17 protein-coding genes are annotated in these 18,164 nt (G+C 67.6%); 10 read left to right on the top strand and 7 right to left on the bottom strand.

Annotated elements, in window-relative coordinates; genetic code table 11:
• Positions 1–47: 47 nt before the first annotated feature.
• Positions 48–2,114, top strand: a complete 2,067-nt coding sequence (locus OVA31_RS08785) for a DUF6541 family protein (RefSeq protein ID WP_267630694.1) — start codon at positions 48–50, stop codon at positions 2,112–2,114.
• Here OVA31_RS08785 and galE read toward each other — a convergent pair.
• Complete coding sequence (galE, locus tag OVA31_RS08780; RefSeq protein ID WP_267630693.1) at positions 2,099–3,118, bottom strand: UDP-glucose 4-epimerase GalE; 1,020 nt, start codon at positions 3,116–3,118, stop codon at positions 2,099–2,101. The genes OVA31_RS08785 and galE overlap by 16 nt on opposite strands.
• Positions 3,119–3,203: 85 nt before the next feature.
• Here galE and OVA31_RS08775 point away from each other — a divergent pair, with 85 nt between their 5' ends.
• A complete protein-coding gene (locus OVA31_RS08775; RefSeq protein WP_267630692.1) occupies positions 3,204–4,118 on the top strand; it encodes an alpha/beta hydrolase in 915 nt (304 codons plus the stop codon).
• On the opposite strand, the gene rfbB is transcribed toward OVA31_RS08775, so the two are convergent.
• Positions 4,108–5,112, bottom strand: a complete 1,005-nt coding sequence (gene rfbB, locus OVA31_RS08770) for a dTDP-glucose 4,6-dehydratase (protein WP_267630691.1) — start codon at positions 5,110–5,112, stop codon at positions 4,108–4,110. The genes OVA31_RS08775 and rfbB overlap by 11 nt on opposite strands.
• Positions 5,113–5,166: 54 nt before the next feature.
• Between rfbB and rfbA the strand changes: the two genes are divergently transcribed.
• Complete coding sequence (gene rfbA / locus OVA31_RS08765) at positions 5,167–6,042, top strand: glucose-1-phosphate thymidylyltransferase RfbA (protein WP_267630690.1); 876 nt, start codon at positions 5,167–5,169, stop codon at positions 6,040–6,042.
• Positions 6,043–6,675, top strand: a complete 633-nt coding sequence (locus OVA31_RS08760) for a dTDP-4-dehydrorhamnose 3,5-epimerase family protein (RefSeq protein WP_267630689.1) — start codon at positions 6,043–6,045, stop codon at positions 6,673–6,675. It abuts the gene before it with no gap.
• A 5-nt stretch (positions 6,676–6,680) separates the two neighbouring features.
• Here OVA31_RS08760 and OVA31_RS08755 read toward each other — a convergent pair whose 3' ends face one another.
• Positions 6,681–7,022 carry a DUF2304 domain-containing protein gene (locus OVA31_RS08755; RefSeq protein ID WP_267630688.1) on the bottom strand — a complete coding sequence of 114 codons (342 nt, stop codon included), beginning with the start codon at positions 7,020–7,022 and terminating at the stop codon, positions 6,681–6,683.
• 19 nt (positions 7,023–7,041) lie between these two features.
• Complete coding sequence (locus OVA31_RS08750; protein ID WP_267630687.1) at positions 7,042–7,746, bottom strand: glycosyltransferase family 2 protein; 705 nt, start codon at positions 7,744–7,746, stop codon at positions 7,042–7,044.
• Between the two features lie 51 nt (positions 7,747–7,797).
• On the opposite strand from OVA31_RS08750, the gene OVA31_RS08745 reads away from it, so the two are divergent.
• The gene (locus tag OVA31_RS08745; RefSeq protein WP_267630686.1) at positions 7,798–8,670 is read left to right on the top strand and encodes a glycosyltransferase family 2 protein; all 873 of its coding nucleotides are present in this window, start codon (positions 7,798–7,800) and stop codon (positions 8,668–8,670) included.
• Here OVA31_RS08745 and OVA31_RS08740 read toward each other — a convergent pair.
• Both OVA31_RS08740 and OVA31_RS08735 read right to left on the bottom strand, forming a co-directional pair.
• The gene (locus OVA31_RS08740; RefSeq protein ID WP_267630685.1) at positions 8,613–9,893 is read right to left on the bottom strand and encodes a lipopolysaccharide biosynthesis protein; all 1,281 of its coding nucleotides are present in this window, start codon (positions 9,891–9,893) and stop codon (positions 8,613–8,615) included. The genes OVA31_RS08745 and OVA31_RS08740 overlap by 58 nt on opposite strands.
• 25 nt (positions 9,894–9,918) lie before the next feature.
• Entirely contained in the window at positions 9,919–11,274 is a 1,356-nt protein-coding gene (locus tag OVA31_RS08735; RefSeq protein WP_267630684.1) for a M1 family metallopeptidase, read from the bottom strand.
• 241 nt (positions 11,275–11,515) lie between these two features.
• Between OVA31_RS08735 and OVA31_RS08730 the strand changes: the two genes are divergently transcribed.
• Complete coding sequence (locus tag OVA31_RS08730) at positions 11,516–11,941, top strand: DoxX family protein (protein WP_267630683.1); 426 nt, start codon at positions 11,516–11,518, stop codon at positions 11,939–11,941.
• Between the two features lie 13 nt (positions 11,942–11,954).
• Here OVA31_RS08730 and OVA31_RS08725 read toward each other — a convergent pair whose 3' ends face one another.
• Positions 11,955–15,842, bottom strand: a complete 3,888-nt coding sequence (locus tag OVA31_RS08725; protein ID WP_267630682.1) for a Pls/PosA family non-ribosomal peptide synthetase — start codon at positions 15,840–15,842, stop codon at positions 11,955–11,957.
• A gap of 249 nt (positions 15,843–16,091) precedes the next feature.
• On the opposite strand from OVA31_RS08725, the gene OVA31_RS08720 reads away from it, so the two are divergent.
• The 4 genes from OVA31_RS08720 to OVA31_RS08705 are packed head-to-tail and all read left to right on the top strand — an operon-like array spanning position 16,092 to position 18,162.
• Positions 16,092–17,066: an alpha/beta hydrolase gene (locus OVA31_RS08720; RefSeq protein WP_267630681.1), complete on the top strand. Its 975-nt coding sequence runs from the start codon at positions 16,092–16,094 to the stop codon at positions 17,064–17,066.
• Positions 17,011–17,448: a DUF202 domain-containing protein gene (locus tag OVA31_RS08715; protein WP_267630680.1), complete on the top strand. Its 438-nt coding sequence runs from the start codon at positions 17,011–17,013 to the stop codon at positions 17,446–17,448. Before OVA31_RS08720 ends, OVA31_RS08715 begins: the two co-directional genes overlap by 56 nt.
• Positions 17,449–17,477: 29 nt before the next feature.
• The gene (locus tag OVA31_RS08710; protein ID WP_267630679.1) at positions 17,478–17,723 is read left to right on the top strand and encodes a hypothetical protein; all 246 of its coding nucleotides are present in this window, start codon (positions 17,478–17,480) and stop codon (positions 17,721–17,723) included.
• 7 nt (positions 17,724–17,730) lie between these two features.
• Positions 17,731–18,162 (top strand): TIGR03668 family PPOX class F420-dependent oxidoreductase, encoded by a 432-nt coding sequence (locus OVA31_RS08705; protein WP_267630678.1) that lies wholly within the window; start codon positions 17,731–17,733, stop codon positions 18,160–18,162.
• Positions 18,163–18,164 lie beyond the last annotated feature (2 nt).

The raw sequence follows: 18,164 nt of genomic DNA, 5'->3' as shown, positions 1-18,164 counted from the left end.
GACCGGTAACCTCATCGTGGTTCTTCGGGCACGGGAGGTTGCGGGCGATGTTGCTGGGCGCGTGGGTCACCGTCGTGACAGCACTTGTGCTGGTGGTGCCCGGGGCGCTGGTCGGACGTCGGATGACGTTGCCGTGGCCGGTCGCGATCGCGGCAGGTCCGCCGATCACCTTCGCGATCGTCAGCCTCTTCACCGTCGTCTACTCGGCCATCGGGTTCGAATGGAACGCGGTGACGGCCCTGGTGGCGCTGGTGATCACCCTGCTCGTCGGCTGGGCGTACGCGGCGCTCCTCGGCACCCGACGACTACGTGGTCTGGCACCGGCCGAGTCGTCCGACGACGACCCGCCGCTGACCCGTCGCGCGACGCTGCCGCTGATCGGCGGTGCCGTGATCGGCGGGGCGATCATCGCGATCACCTGTATCCGTCCGCTCGTCAAGACCGCGTTCGCCGGGCTGGGCAACATCTCGCAGGTGTGGGACTCCCTGTGGCATGCGAGTTCGCTGCGGTGGATCCACGAGACCGGGGTCGGGTCGGCGCTGCGCATGGGCGAGCTGATGAACTACGACACCCACGGCTTCAACTACTACCCGAACACCTGGCATGCCCTCGGCGCCGTGCTCTTCCCGCTGACCGGTGCCGACCCGGTCGAGCTCTACAACACGTATTCGCCTGCGGCGCTCGCCATCACGGTGCCGTTCGGGGTCGCTTCCCTCGCGTACTGGCTGGCCCGCCATCGCTTCGACACGAACCGATCGGCGGTGCTCGCCGGCACCGCGGCCGCGGTCTCGGCGCTGTTCCCGTCGCTGCCCTACGTCGAGATCCAGTTGACCTCGGTGCCGAATGCGGTCGGGGTGTCGATCGCGCCGGTCGCCGCCATCCTGATCATCAGTGCGGTCCGTGACCGTCGGCGGGTGCTGCCGGCCGCCCTCGCTCTCGCCGGGGTCACCGCGACCCATCCGTCCGGTCTCATCCTGACCGTCGTCCTCGTCGCGCTGTGGTGGCTCTGTGAAGGACTGTGGCGACCCGCGTACGGGCGGTTGGCCGACCTGACGACCTTGGTGTCGACCGGCCTGGTGACGTTGGTGGGCATCGCTCCCGTGGTGGCCGGGACGATCAAGGTGTCCGACACCAACGAACTGCCCTTCTTCGACTTCCGCGAGGAACACGTCAGCGTGTTCAACGCGCTCGGGCAGGCGGCGTTCAACGGCACCATCCCGCTGCAGGATCACTACCCGATCTGGGGTCTGATCGTCCTCACACTGATCGGACTCGGCGTGCTGGTGTGGATGCGGTGCTGGGCCGGACTCGCCGCCTGGCTGGTCTTCGTTCTGGTGACCGCCAACTCGGTGGTCGCCCTCGGCCCGCTGACCTATCCGCTCGGCGCCATCGGCGGCTACTTCTACAACTCGCCGCACCGGTTGACCTTTGTGGTCGCGATGCTCTCGGCGGCCGCGGCCGGGATCGCATTGGGTGCGATCGCGCTCGGGGTGGCCGGGCTGGTGTCGCGGCGCGTCGCGCCCGAACCGACGTCGGTGCGGCCGCGATCGGGCCGCTGGGTGGCGCCGGCCGCGGTGGCGGTGTTGTTGCTGGTCGTCGCCGGAGCCGGGGTGTGGCGATATCCATCGGACGCGCAGATCGCGTCGAAGCAGCGGGATGGCAAGTACGTCGGGCCCGACGACCTCGTGGCGTATCACTGGCTCGAACGGCAACCCGGAATCCGCGACACGCTGGTCATGAACAACCTCGACCAGGGCACCGGCTGGATCTATCCGGTCACCGGTGTCACGCCGATGTTCCCGTTCTACCGCGCCAACGACTTCTCCCAGCGCCAGCGTGACCTGTACTGGGGTGTGTCCCAGATCGGTGCCGACCCGCATGTCGACCAGATCGTGCGGGACATGAACGTGCATTACCTGATCGACAGTCCGCCCAGTTACTGGCCGTTCCAGAACGGCGTGCCCGACCCCGAACACGGTGTGCAGGGCGACCCGTTCTTGGCGTTGCGTGAGCACGGTGCGCCGGGTCTGACGCCGGTCTTCCGCCGCGGCAACGTGACGATCTACCGCGTGAACGACTCGGTGTTCGCGGGCGCCGGTCAGGCGTCCGGGTAACCGTTCGGGTTCTTCGACTGCCAGCGCCAGGTGTCGGCGCACATGTCGTCGATGGTCTTGGTGGCGTACCAGCCCAGCTCGGCGTTGGCCCTCGTCGGATCGGCGTACGACGCGGCGATGTCGCCTGCGCGCCGGGGTGCGATCTCGTACGGGATCGGCCTGCCGCTCGCGCGTTCGAAGGCCTTGATCACCTCGAGGACCGAAACACCCTGCCCGGTACCGAGGTTCCAGATCGACATCGGCGTGGTGCCCGCGCTGATGCGATCCAGTGCGGCGACGTGCCCGGCGGCGAGATCATCGACGTGGATGTAGTCGCGGACGCCCGTGCCGTCGGGGGTGTCGTAGTCGTCTCCGAACACCGACAGTTTCACCCGGCGTCCCACAGCGACCTGCGCGACGAACGGCATCAGATTGTTGGGGATGCCGCTCGGGTCCTCCCCGATGTCGCCGCTGACGTGTGCACCGACCGGGTTGAAGTAGCGCAGCGCGGCGATCCGCCAGCGGTCGTCGCTCGCGGCGACGTCGGTGAGGACCTGCTCGATCATCACCTTGGTCCAGCCGTACGGGTTGGTCGCCGACGTCGGCAGGTCCTCGGTCATCGGGAGTTGCGGCTCGGCGCCGTACACGGTGGCCGACGACGAGAACACCAGCGTCCGCACATCATGTCGTCGCATGGCGCGTAGCAGTGAGAACGTGCTGTCGAGGTTGTTCTGGTAGTAGTCGAGCGGCTTGGCCACCGACTCGCCGACCGCCTTGAAGCCGGCGAAGTGGATGACCGCGTCGATCGTCTCGTGGGCGAACAGATGCTCGGTCTTGTCGACGTCGGTGAGGTCGAAGGAATGGACCGGGACCGATGTGCCGGTGAGGGCCTCCAGCCTGCCGACGACGGTGGGCTTGGCATTGCTGAAGTCGTCGACGACGACCACATCGTGGCCTGCCTCGACGAGACGGATGACCGTGTGCGAGCCGATGTAGCCGGCGCCGCCGCTGACGAGTACGCGCATGGCACCACGGTATGCAATCGGCCTGGGCGTTCGCTCCGGGGATGCTGTGTTGTCGCCCTCATCGTCTCGGGATACCGTCGGCGTTGTGTCGCGGCGAGACGTGGAATTCAGATCGGGCGGCGCGGGGGATCTCTGCCGGGGATGGTTGTACCTGCCCGACGCGGCGACGCCTGCACCGGTCATCGTGATGGCGCACGGGCTCGGGGCGGTCAAGGAGATGCGACTCGACGCGTTTGCCGAACGGTTCACCGACGCCGGGTACGCATGTCTCGTGTTCGACTACCGCCACTTCGGTGCCAGCGACGGTTCGCCGCGGCAACTGTTGTCGATCCGTCGCCAGCTGGCCGACTGGGCTGCGGCGATCGCCCATGCACGCTCGATCCCCGATGTCGACGGTCGGCGCGTGGTCCTGTGGGGCACGTCGTTCGGCGGTGGCCATGCGATGGCGGCCGGCGCCCGGGACGGCGACGTGGCCGCGGTCATCGCGCAATGCCCGTTCACCAGCGGTATCGCGTCGACGCTGGCTCTGCATCCCATCTCGGCGATCAAGGTGACCGCCCGCGGTGTCATGGATCTGGCGGGGTCGGTGCTCGGTCGTGCGCCCGTGACGGTCGGGCTGGCGGGGGAGGCAGGCGACGCCGCATTGATGACGGCACCGGATGTGATCCCCGGTTACCTTCCGCTGGTCCCGGAGGGCCATCCGTTCAGCAACGAGGTCGCCGCCCGGGTCGGGCTCGCGATCCCGCTGCACCACCCGGGGAGATCGCTGCAGCGGATCACCTGCCCGGTGCTGGTCTGCGTGTGCGACGACGACACTGTCGCGCCGCCCCGTCCGACGGTGCGTTACGCCCGTCGCGGTCCGACCACACGGCTGATCCGTTACCCGGAAGGCCATTTCGACATCTATGTCGGGGACGCCTTCGAGGAGATCGTTGCCGATCAGGTCGACTTCCTCGATCGGGTGGTGCCGCTGGATGCCTGGGACGTGTCTAGCGGATGACCTTCTCGGTGGCGGCGTAGCCCTGTTCGACGGCCTGTTTGTCCGGCTGCCACCAGTCGGTGTGGTCGCGGTACCAGTCGATGGTGGCGGAGATGCCCGCTGAGAAGTCCACATACTGTGGGCGCCAGCCGAGTTCGGTACGCAGGCGGGTGGAGTCGATGGCATAGCGGCGGTCGTGGCCGGGGCGATCGGTGACGAAGTCGAATGCGTCGGCGGGTTGTCCGAGCAGTTCCAGGACGGTCTCCACGACGGTGCGGTTGTTCACCTCGCCGTCGGCGCCGATCAGGTAGGTCTCGCCGATCTCACCCTTGTCGATGATGGTCCAGACGGCGTCGTTGTGGTCGTCGACGTGAATCCAGTCGCGCACGTTGAGGCCGTCGCCATAGAGCTTGGGACGCACGCCCGAGAGCACGTTGGTGATCTGGCGGGGGATGAACTTCTCGATGTGCTGATACGGGCCGTAGTTGTTCGAGCAGTTGGAGATCGTCGCGGCCAGCCCGAACGACCGGACCCACGCGCGCACCAGCAGATCGCTGCCCGCCTTGGTGGAACTGTAGGGACTCGACGGGTTGTAGGCGGTGGCCTCGGTGAACCGGGCCGGATCGTCGAGGTCGAGATCGCCGTAGACCTCGTCGGTGCTGATGTGGTGATACCGCACGCCATGACGGCGGACCGCCTCGAGCAGGCTGTAGGTGCCGACCAGGTTGGTCTGCACGAATGCCGACGGGTCGGCCAGTGAGTTGTCGTTGTGGGATTCGGCGGCGAAATGCACCACCAGATCGGTGGCCGCCACCAGGTCGTCGACGAGGTCGGCGTCGGCGATGTCGCCCTTGACGAGGTCGATGCGATCGGACACCGACGCCAGGGTGGCCGGGTTGGCGGCGTAGGTCAGCTTGTCGAGCACCGTGATCTCGACGTCGGGGCGCTGCTCGAGGGTCCGCAGCACGAAATTGGCGCCGATGAAACCGGCACCCCCGGTGACCAGAACCCGCATGGACTACCCCTTTCGCTGACGCCGATCAGCCTACCGTCGCCTAGTCTGAGGGTCATGCGCGGAATCATTCTCGCCGGCGGTACCGGGACCCGTCTGCACCCGATCACGCAGGGCGTCAGCAAGCAGTTGGTGCCCGTCTACGACAAGCCGATGATCTACTACCCGCTCTCGACTCTCATGCTGGCCGGTATCCGCGACATCCTCATCATCACCACCCCGCAGGACAGCGACGCGTTCCACGGGTTGCTCGGCAATGGCGAGCAGTTCGGCATCTCCATCAGCTATGTCACCCAGCCGTCGCCGGACGGGCTCGCTCAGGCCTTCATCCTCGGCGCCGATCACATCGGCGACGACTCGGTGGCACTCGTGCTGGGCGACAACATCTTCTACGGACCAGGTCTCGGCAGCCAGCTGCAGGGCTTCGAGAATGTCGACGGCGGAGCGATTTTCGCCTACTGGGTGGCCGACCCCGCCGCGTACGGCGTCGTCGACTTCGACTCTGACGGCCGAGCGGTCGCCCTGCAGGAGAAACCCGAACATCCCCGGTCCAACTATGCGGTGCCCGGACTGTACTTCTACGACAACGATGTCGTGGAGATCGCCCGTGACCTGAAACCCAGTGCCCGTGGCGAATACGAGATCACCGACATCAACGCGCACTACCTCGATCGCGGAAAGCTCGCGGTGAAGGTGCTGCCGCGCGGGACCGCGTGGCTCGATACCGGCACATTCGACTCGCTCCTCGACGCCGGCAACTTCGTCCGCACCGTCGAGCAGCGGCAGGGCCTCAAGATCGCGGTGCCCGAGGAGATCGCCTGGCGGCGGGGATTCATCGACGACGAGGATCTGCGTGCGCGTGCGGAGAAGCTCCGCAAGTCGGGTTACGGCAATTACCTGCTCGAACTGCTGGACCGTGGAAAGGGATTCTGAATGAAGCTGCGACCACTGTCCATCGACGGTGCATGGGAACTCACACCCGTCCAGCACGGCGATGCCCGCGGGCTGTTCGCGGAGGTGTTCAAGGGCGATCTGCTCGAGGAGGCGATCGGTCACCGGCTCGACCTCGCGCAGGTGAACCTCTCGGTGTCGGCGGCCGGCGTGCTGCGCGGCGTCCATTTCGCCGACGTCCCGCCCGGGCAGGCCAAATATGTCACGTGTGCGTCCGGTGCCATCCTCGACGTCATCGTCGACATCCGGGTCGGGTCACCGACGTTCGGCACCTACGACACCGTGCTGCTCGACGACGTGGACCGTCGCGCGGTGTACCTGTCCGAGGGGCTCGGCCACGCATTCTGTTCCCTCGCCGACGGTTCCACCGTCACCTACCTCTGCTCGACCGGATACAACCCGGGCGCCGAGCACGGCATCAACCCGCTCGATCCGGAACTCGGCATCGAGTGGCCGACGGCTGCCCGCGACGGCACGCCGCTCGACTACGAACTCTCCGAGAAGGACACGGCCGCACCGGGCCTCTCGGCCGCCCGTGAGAGTGGGCTGTTACCGGAGTACGCCGACGTGACGGCCTATCTGCGATCGTTGGCGACCGATCCGCCACTCGGGTAGACGCCTCAGGCGTCGTTCTGGTTCTCCGCGTTCTGCAACGCGATCGCCCGGGCGAGCCGTGCATAGCGGATCTCCAACTCGCGGAACCGGAGATAGGTCGCCACCGTCGTGAACGCGAAGGCGATCACCAGGCAGTACAACACCAGGTCGGTGCCACGGCCGACGCCGACCCATTCGGCCACGGCGGTGATGTCGTTGGGGCGCAGCATCGCATAGATCCCGAACACCACGAACGCCACGAAGAGCAGTTTCACGCCCGCCGAGGCGCGCGCGTTGCCGCGGTTGGTGATGAAGTACCACACCAGCCCGAGGGCGGCAGCCACCAAGAGTATCTGGATGATGATCATCGGTAGTCTCCCAACGTTCTCAGCGCCGCATGCGGCCGTGCAGCAGGCCGTCGGCCACGATGTTCACGCCGTTGATCAGGGACTGTCCCTTCGCGCGCGAATAGTCGGTGTAGAGGATGGTGACCGGTTGCTCGGTGACCCGCCAGTCGTAGTGGTCGATGAGGGCGACGAACTCGGATGCGTGACTCATCCCGCCCATCATCAGGTCGAGCTGGTCGGCCACGGTCTTGTTGAATGCGCGTAATCCGTTGTGGGCGTCGGTGAGTCCGAGACGTCGGGTACGCGGACTGAGGAACACGATGGTGCGCAACGCCATTCGACGAAGGGGCGGGACCGATTCGCTGCGTCCCTCGGCGAACCGGGTGCCGACGACGATGTCGACCGGCTCGGTGCGGAGTCGTTCGATCATGGCGACCACGTCGTCGACCTGGTGCTGCCCGTCGGCGTCGAAGGTGACGAAGAAGCGCGCGCCCGGCTGCACACGCGCGTACTCGACGCCGGTCTGGATCGCGGCGCCCTGGCCGAGGTTGACGGGATGCCGCACCAGACGGGCGCCTGCGGCGATGATCTCGTCGGCGGAGTCGTCCTTGCTGCCGTCATCGACGCAGACGATGTTGGGAAAGACCTGCGCAGCGTCGGCCGCCACCTTCCGGATCACCTGCGCCTCGTTGTAGACGGGTATCACCAGCCACACGTCATCGTTGCTGGTGGAACCGGAGGCCATGTGGGTAACCCTAGCCGAGGCGCGGGCGTATCCCGGCACTAGTCTGGTCGCGTGCCGATCGACGTGATGATGCCCTTCTACGGCGACGTCGCGCAGTTTCGGCAGGCCGTCACCAGCGTCCTGGACCAGCGTGACGGGGATCTCCGGCTGGTGGTGATCGACGACTGTTACCCGGATCCCGAGCCGCGTGAATGGTTGACGTCACTCGCGGATCCACGGGTCCACTACCTGCGCAACGAGACCAATCTCGGAGTGAACGGCAACTTTCGTCGCTGCGTCGAGTTGGTGGAGGCCGAGCATTTCGTGGTGATGGGCTGCGACGACGTGATGCTGCCCGATTACCTCGGCACCGTACGCGCGCTCGCCCACGACCACCCCGACGCCGCGGTGGTGGCGCCCGGGGTCGAGGTCATCGACGACCGCGGCGAGGTGGTGCGTCCGCTGGGCGACCGGATCAAGGGGTTTCTCACACCTGGGGCCTCGGCGGGCGGGTCGGCGACGGTGCTCGGCGGCGAGGCCCTGGCGACCAGCCTCTACCATGGCAACTGGACCTATTTCCCATCTCTGCTGTGGCGCACCGAACCGGTGCGCGACGTCGGGTTCCGTCCAGGGCTGGAGATCGTCCTCGACCTCGCACTGCTGGTGGATCTGGCCGCGACCGGTGGTTCGCTGGTCCACGACTCGACGGTGGTGTTCCGGTACCGGCGCCACGAGGCGTCGGTGAGTTCCCTACAGGCGGTCGACGGGCGGCGGTTCGCCGAGGAGAACGCGTTCTTCGCCGGTGAGGCGCGACGATGCGCCGAGCTCGGATGGCATCGCGCCGCACGTGCCGCACGTCTCCATGCGACGTCGCGGCTCAATCACCTTCAGTCGCGCGTGCTGGCCGCCGCGGGCACGCTGCGCCGGGCGAACGCGACACCGTGAACCAGCATCCCGATCACCGGTCCGCCGATCAGGGCGATCGCGACCCGGCCCTCGACCCCGAGCGGTAACAGCAGCAGTCCGATCGACGCGAGCGTGGCGACCCACCAGCCGGCCGCGTACCAGCGGTGCGAGCCGACCGCTATGGCCGCCGCGCCGCTCACGGTGAGCAGGGCGAGCGCGGTCGCACCGAGTGTGAACGCGGCCAGCGTGGCGCCCGACAGGTGGAAATCCGCACCGAACACGGTGGTCAACAGCCACGGTCCGAGCAGCCATGCGGCTGCCGACCCCACCACGCCGATCGCCGCGACCACCGCGGCCGGCGTGCGCAGTGCGGCCATCAGGTGTCGGCGGCCGTCGACGAACCGGGTGATGAGCACGCCCTGAAAGCTGTTCAGCGGCACCAGGAGCGGCGCCCTGGTGAGTGTCACGGCCAGCACCACCGCACCCACGGTCGCGGTGTCGGCGTCATCGCGGCTGGTGGCGTTGATCAGTACCGGGAAGCCCATCACCAGCACGGCGCTCGCGGCCGCGGCCGCCATCGCGGTGAGCGTATTGGTGGTGAAGCGTCCGGGCGCGACGTCGCCGCGCAGGCCGACCGCGCTCCGGGCCGCCGCCGAGGTGAGCAGGACGGCCATCCACGACACCGATCCGATCACCGTGATCACCAGGAACGACGTCACGTCGCCGCCGAGGGCCACCGCGACGACCGCGCCGATCAGTCGGATGAGAGCGTCGACGGAGAGCAGGACGGCAAACGGCCCCCAGGCGAGTGCTCCCGAGAGTGCACCCGCGAGATGTGCGTAGACCGCGAACGACGCGACCCCGACGGAGAGCAGGAGCACCGACAGCCACCGCTCCTCGGTGAAGACCTGACCGCTCCACAGCGGTGACGTCGCGGCGACGGCGGCCGCCAGGACGAGTCCGATCGCCGCGTTGATCAGCCAGGGGCGGGCGCGGAGTGTGCGGTCGCCTGCTGCCTGGTCGCGGCGGGAATCGAGGGCGGCCCGCACGGTACGGGTCGTCTCCTGCAGCTGGCCGTTCTGGGTGCCGGTGAACATGCCGTAGGCCGCCCAGAACACCGCGAAGACGGCGTAGCCCGCGGCGCCGAGGTGACGGGCGGCGAGCAGCAGGACCAGATATCCGGAGGCCGCGGCGATCAGCGTGGCGATGGTGACCCGCCCGATGGTGCCGCGTACCGCCTGCTGTTCTACGTCGTCGGACATGGGGATTCCACGGATGGTCTCCGGATCAGGACGGCCCGGGAAAGGCCGGCAGCGCGGCGGTGAACAGCCACTCGTCCCAGAGCGGTCCGAGCGACATCGTCGAGTAGTTGGCGGCCAGTGCGATGAAGTCCTCGGTGGTCGCCGACCCGTACCGGTACTTGTCGGTCCAGCGGCGCAGGAGCGCGAAGAAGTTGCCGTCGCCGATGCTCAGGCGCAGTGCGTGCAGGGTCAATGCGCCGCGTTTGTAGACCCAGTCGTCGAACATGTGGCGCGGGCCGGGGTCGGTGAGTGTCGCCCGGACCGGGTGTGCGGCGAGTTTGTCGTAGTAGATCCGCGCCCACTCGGCGGCACTCCGGCCGCCGGACCGTTGACTCCAGAGCCACTCGGCGTAGCAGGCGAATCCCTCGTGCAGCCAGATGTCGCGCCACCGCGACAGCGTCACCGAGTTGCCGAACCACTGATGGGCCAGCTCGTGTGCGACCAGCCGTTCGGCGTGGCGGCTGCCGTCGCAGTGGTTGGCGCCGAAGATCGAGAAGCTCTGCGCCTCGATGGGGATGTCGAGCTCGTCGTCGGTGATCACCACGGTGTAGACGGGAAACGGGTAGGGCCCGAACATCTCGACGAACGCCTCGACCATCTCGATCTGGCGGCCGAAGTCGACCTCGAGGTCGCGCATCAGTCGCGGCGGCAGTACTGCCTCCACCGGAACGGGCTTGGTGGCGAGCGTCTTCTTCTTGTACATCCCGATCTGGACGGATGCCAGATACGTCGCCATCGGTTCCACCTGCTGATAGACCCAGGTGGTCTGTGCTGCGCGGGTCCGCTTGGACTCGAGGACGCCGTTGGCGAGCGCGTAGTAGGGGCTGTCGGTGGTGATCGAGAACCGGTAGGGGGCCTTGGCGTTGGGATGGTCGTCGCAGGGAAACCACGATCCGGCGCCGTTGGGCTGATTGGCGCACAGCGCACCGTCGGTGAGTTCCTCCCAGCCGACCTCGCCCCACGGTCCGCGGATGGGCCGTGGTGATCCGGAATAGCGGATCACGATGGTCAACGCTCCGCCGGGCGGGATCGGGGACTCGGGAGTGACCGTGAGCTTTCGGTTCCGGTGGCTGTGGCGGGCGCGCTTCCCGTCGATCGTCACGCGCGACACCGACATCGACGACGCGAGGTCGAGGGTGAACCTGCGCAGGTGGATGAACGACGTCGCGGTGAGTGTCGCGGTGCCGGCCAGGCGGTTCGGCGACACCTTGTACTCGAGTTCGAGGTCGTAGCGCGAGATCCGGTAACCGAGGTTGCCGTTGTCGGGCAGGTACGGGTCGAGGGCATCGAGTGGAGCGCCGAGGAGGGGTTGTCGCGGACCCTTGCTCGACTTACCCGGCACTGACGCTCCTGCCTGATCGATACACACCCCGGGCACGCGTTCACCTGAGATGATCCGGTGGATGGATGCGCCGCACGATGTGCGAGTTGCGGCGCGTATGTCCCACGGCGGCGGTGAGCCGTCGCGGACACTTAGGTTACCTGCCGCACCCGAGGTGCACGCGGCGGTGGCGATCGTGAGAAGGTGGGGATCCACATCCGGACTACAGTCCGGTTACTTGGGTCGGGACGAAAGGGAGATCATGTTCGGCGTACGAAGTGTGACGTTCTTCTTGGCACGGTTGATTCTCGGCTACATCTTCATCATGCACGGCTGGCAGAAACTCCACACGAACGGAATCAGCAATGTGGAGAAGAGTTTCGACGGGATGGGTATCCCGGCTCCCAACCTGGCGGCGCAGTACGCGACCTGGGTCGAGTTCGTCGGCGGCATCCTGCTGATCCTGGGTCTGCTCCTGCCGTTGGTGTCGATCCTGCTGATCGCGGACATGATCGGCGCGATCGCGTACGCGCACTGGGACAGCGGTTTCTGGAGCGCCGACGGTGGATACGAGCTGCCGCTCGCGCTGATCGCCGCTCTCCTCGCCGTCGGGTTCGCCCAGTCGGGTGGCGCCGCCGCCGATCACTACGTGTTCCGGCGTCGTCGCCGGACAGCGGTCGTCGACTGATCGTCTTCGATCCCTAACCGCTCCACGGCGCGATCGGATTCCCCTGCCAGCGGGTGTGTGCGGGGACCACGTCGCCGCGCATCACGAGCGACGCGGGACCGACGGTGGCGGCCTCGCCGAGGCCTGCCGCCGGCAGTGCGACGCAATGCGGGCCCAACGTCGAGCCCGCTTCCAGGGTGACCCGGTCGATGGCCATCACCCGATCGTGGAAGAGATGCGTCTGCACCACGCAGCCGCGCTGCACGGTCGCGCCGTCGCCGAGGGTCACGAGATCGGCCTCGGGTAGCCAGTAGGTCTCACACCAGACCCCCTTGCCGATCCGCGCGCCCAGCATGCGCAGCCACAGATTGAGGATCGGGGTTCCCGTGGCGGCGTTGGCGAACCAGGGCGCCGCGACCGTCTCGACGAAGGCGTCGGAGAGTTCGTTGCGCCAGACGAACGAGCTCCAGAGTGGGTGCTCGGACACCCGAATGCGTCCGACGACCAGCCACTTCGCCGCTGCCGCGATGCAGCATGCGGCTGCGCCGGCCACCAGCAGCAGCAACCCGCTCACGATGGCCGCCACCCAGTAGTGGGTGTGCTGGGCGATGTACTGCAGGCCGAGCAGCATGAACAGTCCGAGGCCGAATGACACCATCACCGGGATGATCCGCAATGTCTCGACCACCGCACGCGCGACCTTGAGCCGTGTCGACGGATCGAACGTGCGCGAGGTGTCGGTGGCGGCCGCCGTGCGCCGCAGGCGGACCGGCGGGCTGCCCAGCCAACTCGACCCCGACTTCGCGCGGTCCGGGGTGGCCGAGAGCACCGCGACGAGACTGTTCTTCGGTACCTTGCGGCCGGGACCGGTCATCCCAGAGTTGCCCAGGAACGATCTCTTCCCGATCTTTGCCTCGTCGATGTGCATCCAGCCGCCGCCGAGCTCGTAGGACGCCACCATGGTGTCGTCGGCGAGGAACGCGCCGTCGCCGATGGTGGTGAACTTCGGCAGCACCAGTGCGGTGGAGATCTCGGTGCCCGCGCCGACCCTGACACCGAGGAGCCGGAACCACCACGGCGTCAACAGGCTCGCGTAGAGCGGGAACAGGTAGGTTCGCGCGGCATCGAGGAGGCGCTCGGTCATCCACACCTGCCAGCCGACGCGCGAGCGGACGGGGTGATAGCCCTTCGACAGGCCGATCGACAGCAGCCGGACGAGCACGGCGGTGATCACCGCGAACACCAGCAGGCTGGTCACGGTCGCGGCCGGGAGCAGGATCAGGCAACGCAGTCCGACGTCGTGCAGCCGGTCGGCGTGGACGGCCCAGGAGCCCATCACGGCGAGACCGGCCGCCAGCGCGATCAGCGGGATCGCGGCCAGCAGCAACGACGACACCCCGTAGATCGAGACCCACGCGCTCCCACGCGGTGGCCGATGATCCGGCCACGGGTGATCGGCCTTGCGGACCTTTGCCGCGGGCGAGCCCGCCCAGTGTTGGCCCGCCTTCACCCGGCCGCGGACCGCCGACCCGGGCGCGACCTCGGCGTCGCGGCCGATCACCGCGCCGGGCAACAGTGTCGACCGTGCGCCGACCGACGCGCCACGCTTGATGACGATCTCCCCGATGTGCACGACGTCACCGTCGATCCACCATCCGGTGATGTCGACCTCCGGTTCGACCGACGCGCCCTCTCCGATGGTGAGGAAACCGGTCACCGGCGGGATGGTGTGCATGTCGACGCCGCGACCGACCTTCGCCCCCAGTGCTCGGGCCAGGTAGATCATCCAGGGCGCACCCGACAGGTTCGACGCGCCGCTCGCCTCGAGCAGCCGTTCGGCGACCCACAATCGCAGATGGGTACCGCCACCGCGCGGGTAGCTGCCCGGGACGACCCCGGCGAGGAGTAGCCGGGCACCGGTCGCGGCGATCACCATGCGTCCGGGAGGGGTGATGAACAGCAGGAATGCGACCAGCAGCACCCACCAGTTCACGTGAACCATCCACGGGACGTAGCGGTCGGTGCGCTCGACGACCTCGACGGCGATGTTGTTCACCACTCCCAACCAGGTCGCCCACTGCAGGCCGGTCAGGGTGGTCAGCGGTACCGACAGGGCGATCTGCGCGAGACCGGTCCTGCGCGGGGTCGGTGTGACGTCTCGCGGCGTGACGACGGTCGACGGTTTGCGTCCGTCGAGCATCTCGGCGAGCGACCCGAGCCGGGGATGGTCGTAGAGGTCGGCGACGGTGATGTCGGGGTAGCGGGTCCGCAGCGCGGTGACCAGCTGCGCGGCCGCGAGTGATCCGCCGCCCTCGGTGAAGAAGTCCGCCTGTGGGTTGTTCACCACCACGCCGAGTACGTCGGTCCAGCACTTCGCGACCCATTCCTCGGTCTCGCTGAGTTCCTCGGCGTCGTCGGTCGACTCGGTGCCGGGCAGTGGCCACGGGAGCGCGTTCCGGTCCACCTTGCCCGAGGTGCGGGTCGGCAACTCGGGCACGAGTGCGAGCCGCGGGACCATCGGAGCAGGCAGGTGCTCGGCGAGGGTGGCATGTGCCGCGGCGATGTCGAAGTCCGGATTCGGGGAGACCAGATAGCCGACCAGGAGACTATTGCCCGCCGCCGACTTCCGGACGGCCGCGGCGGCGCCGCTGACCCCCGGGAGTTGTTGCAGCGCATTGTCGATCTCGCCCAGCTCGATACGACGGCCACCGACCTTGACCTGATCGTCGGCACGTCCCATGAACAGGAGGCCTGCCGGGTCGAGACGGACGAGGTCGCCACTGCGATAGGCGCGGTCCCAGCCCAGAGTCGGCATGGGAGCGTACTTCTCGGCGTCCTTCGCCGCATCGAGGTAGCGCGCGAGGCCCACACCGCCGATGACGAGTTCACCGACGGCACCCTCGACGACAGGTTGCCCGTCGGTATCGACCACCGCGAGATCCCAACCCGGGAGCGGCAATCCGATCCGGACCGGCCCCGCGCCGTCCAGCGGTGCCGCACACGCCACGACGGTTGCCTCGGTGGGGCCGTAGGTGTTCCACACCTCCCGGCCCTCGACGGCGAGCCGCTCGGCGAGCTCCGGCGGACATGCCTCACCGCCGAAGATCAACAACCGCACCGCTTCCAGCGCGACCGGAGGCCACAGCGACGCGAGCGTCGGCACCGTCGACACCACGTTGATGTCGCGCTGCACGAGCCATGGACCCAGGTCCATGCCGCTGCGCACCAGTGATCGCGGTGCCGGGACGAGACAGGCGCCGTGGCGCCATGCCAGCCACATCTCCTCACACGATGCGTCGAACGCGACCGACAGCCCGGCCAGAACGCGGTCGCCGGGTCCCAACGGCTCGTCGACGAGGAACATGCGCGCCTCGGCGTCCACGAACGCCGCGGCATTGCGATGGGTCACCGCGACACCCTTGGGTGTTCCGGTGGAGCCCGATGTGAAGATGATCCACGCGTCGTCGTCCACCGTGGGTCGTGGCGCCTGGGGTGACGGCTCGATTCGCGCATCGGACTGCGCCTCGAACGCCTGGATCCCGGAGGCCCCGACGATCGCGTCCACCTGGGCCTCGCCGAACACCAATTCCGCACGCTCGTCCGGATCGTCGGCATCGACGGGCACGTAGGCCGCTCCGGCGTAGAGAGTGGACAGGATTGCGATGTAGAGATCCCGAGTACCCGAGGGCATCCGGATTCCGACACGCCCGCCCTTGCGGACACCCGACGCGGTGAGTCGCTCGGCCCCGCGCCGGACCACGGCGAGGAGCTGTGAGTACGTGAGCGACAGCTCGCCGTCGTCGATCGCGGGCGCGTCGGGGTGTACCTCGGCAGTCCGATCCAGGACGTCACACAGAGTGCGCGGCTCGCTGGCCTGCGAAGACAGAAGAAACTGCGGGGGTATGACCACTGTTAGCACCATTGTTTCGACACGAAGCGGGAAATCTATACGACCAAGACGACCATTGGCTGTGACCGGAGTGAACAGTCAGTGGCCAGCATCTCGGTGTCCCCGCACGGTGAGGTTGCACGCCAAACCCAACGGATTGCAGGCGACATCGGAGTTTACCGGTGTAGTTTTCGGACTGATGTATCTCAGCACGTCCCGAGTTCCGATGTGTAGACCATCCGCCTCAGCATGTTCAGCGTCACTGGATGAGGAGGAACGAGCATGCCGATAGTTCACCATCGCAAACCCAGCCTCCTGTCGTATCCGCTCTGGTTCGGTGCGCGGACCCTGCTACGACCCACGTTGTCGTTGTGGCCGCTCAGCACGGCGGGGATGGCGGGACTGTTCCTGATCGATCGTGCGATCGCGGTCGGGCCGAAGCCCCGAGGAGTGGTCCGCGAACAGATGACCCTCGCGGACCGGCCGGTCGAGTTGATCATGCCGTCCGGGCCATCAGGCCGCGACTCCGAGACCGCGATCCTCTACCTGCACGGTGGCGCCTTCCTGGTGTGCGGACTCGGTACCCACCGGTCGATCGCGAGCCGGCTGTCGAGCGCCTGCGGACTCCCCGTCTTCTCCGTCGAGTACCGCCAGTTGCCGTCGGTCGGCGTGGGGACATCGGTGTCTGATGCGGTGGAGGCCTACCGCGAACTCGTCGGCGAGCGCGGGTATCGGCGTGTGATCGTCGCCGGTGATTCCGCGGGCGGTTTTCTTGCCGGCAAGGTGGTCGAGGCCGCCGCACGCGAGGGGCTGCCGCGACCGGCCGCCTTCATCGGCGTCTCGCCGCTGCTCGACCTCGACGTCGGGACCAACCCCGATCGTTCGAGCCGCTCGGACGCGTACATCCCGAAGAGCAAGATGGCGCAGCTCGCGCAGCTGTTCGGCCGTGGGCCGATCCCGTTCTCGGGCATACGTCGCATCCCGGCGATCGCCGACTCGGATTTTCCGCCGACCGCGATCATCACCGCCGAGGGCGAGATGCTCGAGGCCGATGTGATCGAGTTGGTCGAGAAGCTCGACGACGCGGGTGTCGACGCCGTCGGCCACAGCTATTCTTGGCAGGTGCACGCGTTTCCGGTGCTCACCACACGTCATCCGGAGACGGTGCACGCGATCGAGGTGATCTCCGCATTCGTTGCCCATGCAATCCGAGAGGCCAAGGACGCTGACCACCGAAAGGACCAACGGGCCGGCTGAGTCCGAGTCCAACCAACCGTCCAACCAACCGTCCGCCGAACCGCCGGCCACGCCGGGAGCGATCGACGCCCGTTTCACGCTGGCCGCCGAACGGACGGTGCTGGCCTGGGTACGCACGTCCCTCGGTTTCATGGCCGCCGGGGTCGCCGTCGTCTATGTCTCCGACGACATCGCGCATCCGGTGGTGGAGGCCGCGCTCGGACTCGTGATGGTCGGCCTGGGCTGCGCGATCGCCCTGCTGGGTGCCTGGCGGTGGCGCCGCACGATGGCCGTCCTCCGCGACGGGGGCGAGATGCCGGGGCCGTCGCACGTGGTGTTCCTCGTCGTTGCGATAGTGGTGATTGCCGTGGCGATCGCCGCGGTGATCCTGATCCAGACCTGACGTGAGAGAGCTGCAATGAGAGTTCTGCGATGATCAACAACGACTTCCAACGAGGGGCCCTGGGCTTCTCCCGCGGGATGACCATCGTCGGCTCGGTGATCCTGATGGTCTGCGTGGCTCTGCTGACCGTGAACTGGTGGCGCGAAGGTCGCTGGCTGTGGGTGGTGATCGGCATCGCGATCGTGGTGGTCAACATCGGCTTGATCTTCCTGCAGTTCCGGCGCCGCAAGCTGACGCCGCCCGCTCGGCCGAACGCCGCCGATCCCGACGACTGAACGTCCGATGAGCTCCGCACGGGAACGGTTCGGTGCGGCCCGGGTCGCCCGGCTGGCCACCGTGGGTGAGGCGGCTGCGGCAACAGGCGTCGCGCCGCATCTCGTACCCATCGTCTTCGCGCTCTCTCCCGACGCCGACGCCGTCTACTCGTGCGTCGACCACAAGCCCAAACGGACCCGCCGTCTGCGTCGGCTCGCGAACATCACCGCGAACCCTTCGGTCTCGCTGCTCGTGGACCACTACGCAGACGACTGGACTTCGCTGTGGTGGGTCCGCGTCGACGGTCGGGCCGACGTGGTGGACGCCGCTACGGCGACGGGTGCCGGCGCGATCGACCTTCTCGCCGAGAAGTATCAGCAATATCGCACGGAACGGCCGGACGGCCCGGTCATCGTGGTGCGCGACCTGGTGTGGCACGAATGGGCCGCCCGGCCCTGAAA

It is taken from the genome of Gordonia sp. SL306 (assembly GCF_026625785.1).
Lineage (GTDB): Bacteria > Actinomycetota > Actinomycetes > Mycobacteriales > Mycobacteriaceae > Gordonia.
Note: the sequence above shows the minus strand (reverse complement) of the source record. Positions and strands in the feature narration are given on the sequence as shown.

Excerpts from the sequence above, each read along its gene's own strand:
- OVA31_RS08785 (WP_267630694.1), top strand. The coding sequence starts at position 48 with ATGTTGCTGGGCGCGTGGGTCACCGTCGTGACAGCACTTGTGCTGGTG.
- galE (WP_267630693.1), bottom strand. The coding sequence starts at position 3,118 with ATGCGCGTACTCGTCAGCGGCGGCGCCGGCTACATCGGCTCGCACACG.
- rfbB (WP_267630691.1), bottom strand. The coding sequence starts at position 5,112 with ATGCGGGTTCTGGTCACCGGGGGTGCCGGTTTCATCGGCGCCAATTTC.
- rfbA (WP_267630690.1), top strand. The coding sequence starts at position 5,167 with ATGCGCGGAATCATTCTCGCCGGCGGTACCGGGACCCGTCTGCACCCG.
- OVA31_RS08760 (WP_267630689.1), top strand. The coding sequence starts at position 6,043 with ATGAAGCTGCGACCACTGTCCATCGACGGTGCATGGGAACTCACACCC.
- OVA31_RS08755 (WP_267630688.1), bottom strand. The coding sequence starts at position 7,022 with ATGATCATCATCCAGATACTCTTGGTGGCTGCCGCCCTCGGGCTGGTG.
- OVA31_RS08750 (WP_267630687.1), bottom strand. The coding sequence starts at position 7,746 with ATGGCCTCCGGTTCCACCAGCAACGATGACGTGTGGCTGGTGATACCC.
- OVA31_RS08740 (WP_267630685.1), bottom strand. The coding sequence starts at position 9,893 with ATGTCCGACGACGTAGAACAGCAGGCGGTACGCGGCACCATCGGGCGG.
- OVA31_RS08730 (WP_267630683.1), top strand. The coding sequence starts at position 11,516 with ATGTTCGGCGTACGAAGTGTGACGTTCTTCTTGGCACGGTTGATTCTC.
- OVA31_RS08725 (WP_267630682.1), bottom strand. The coding sequence starts at position 15,842 with ATGGTGCTAACAGTGGTCATACCCCCGCAGTTTCTTCTGTCTTCGCAG.
- OVA31_RS08720 (WP_267630681.1), top strand. The coding sequence starts at position 16,092 with ATGCCGATAGTTCACCATCGCAAACCCAGCCTCCTGTCGTATCCGCTC.
- OVA31_RS08715 (WP_267630680.1), top strand. The coding sequence starts at position 17,011 with ATGCAATCCGAGAGGCCAAGGACGCTGACCACCGAAAGGACCAACGGG.
- OVA31_RS08710 (WP_267630679.1), top strand. The coding sequence starts at position 17,478 with ATGATCAACAACGACTTCCAACGAGGGGCCCTGGGCTTCTCCCGCGGG.
- OVA31_RS08705 (WP_267630678.1), top strand. The coding sequence starts at position 17,731 with ATGAGCTCCGCACGGGAACGGTTCGGTGCGGCCCGGGTCGCCCGGCTG.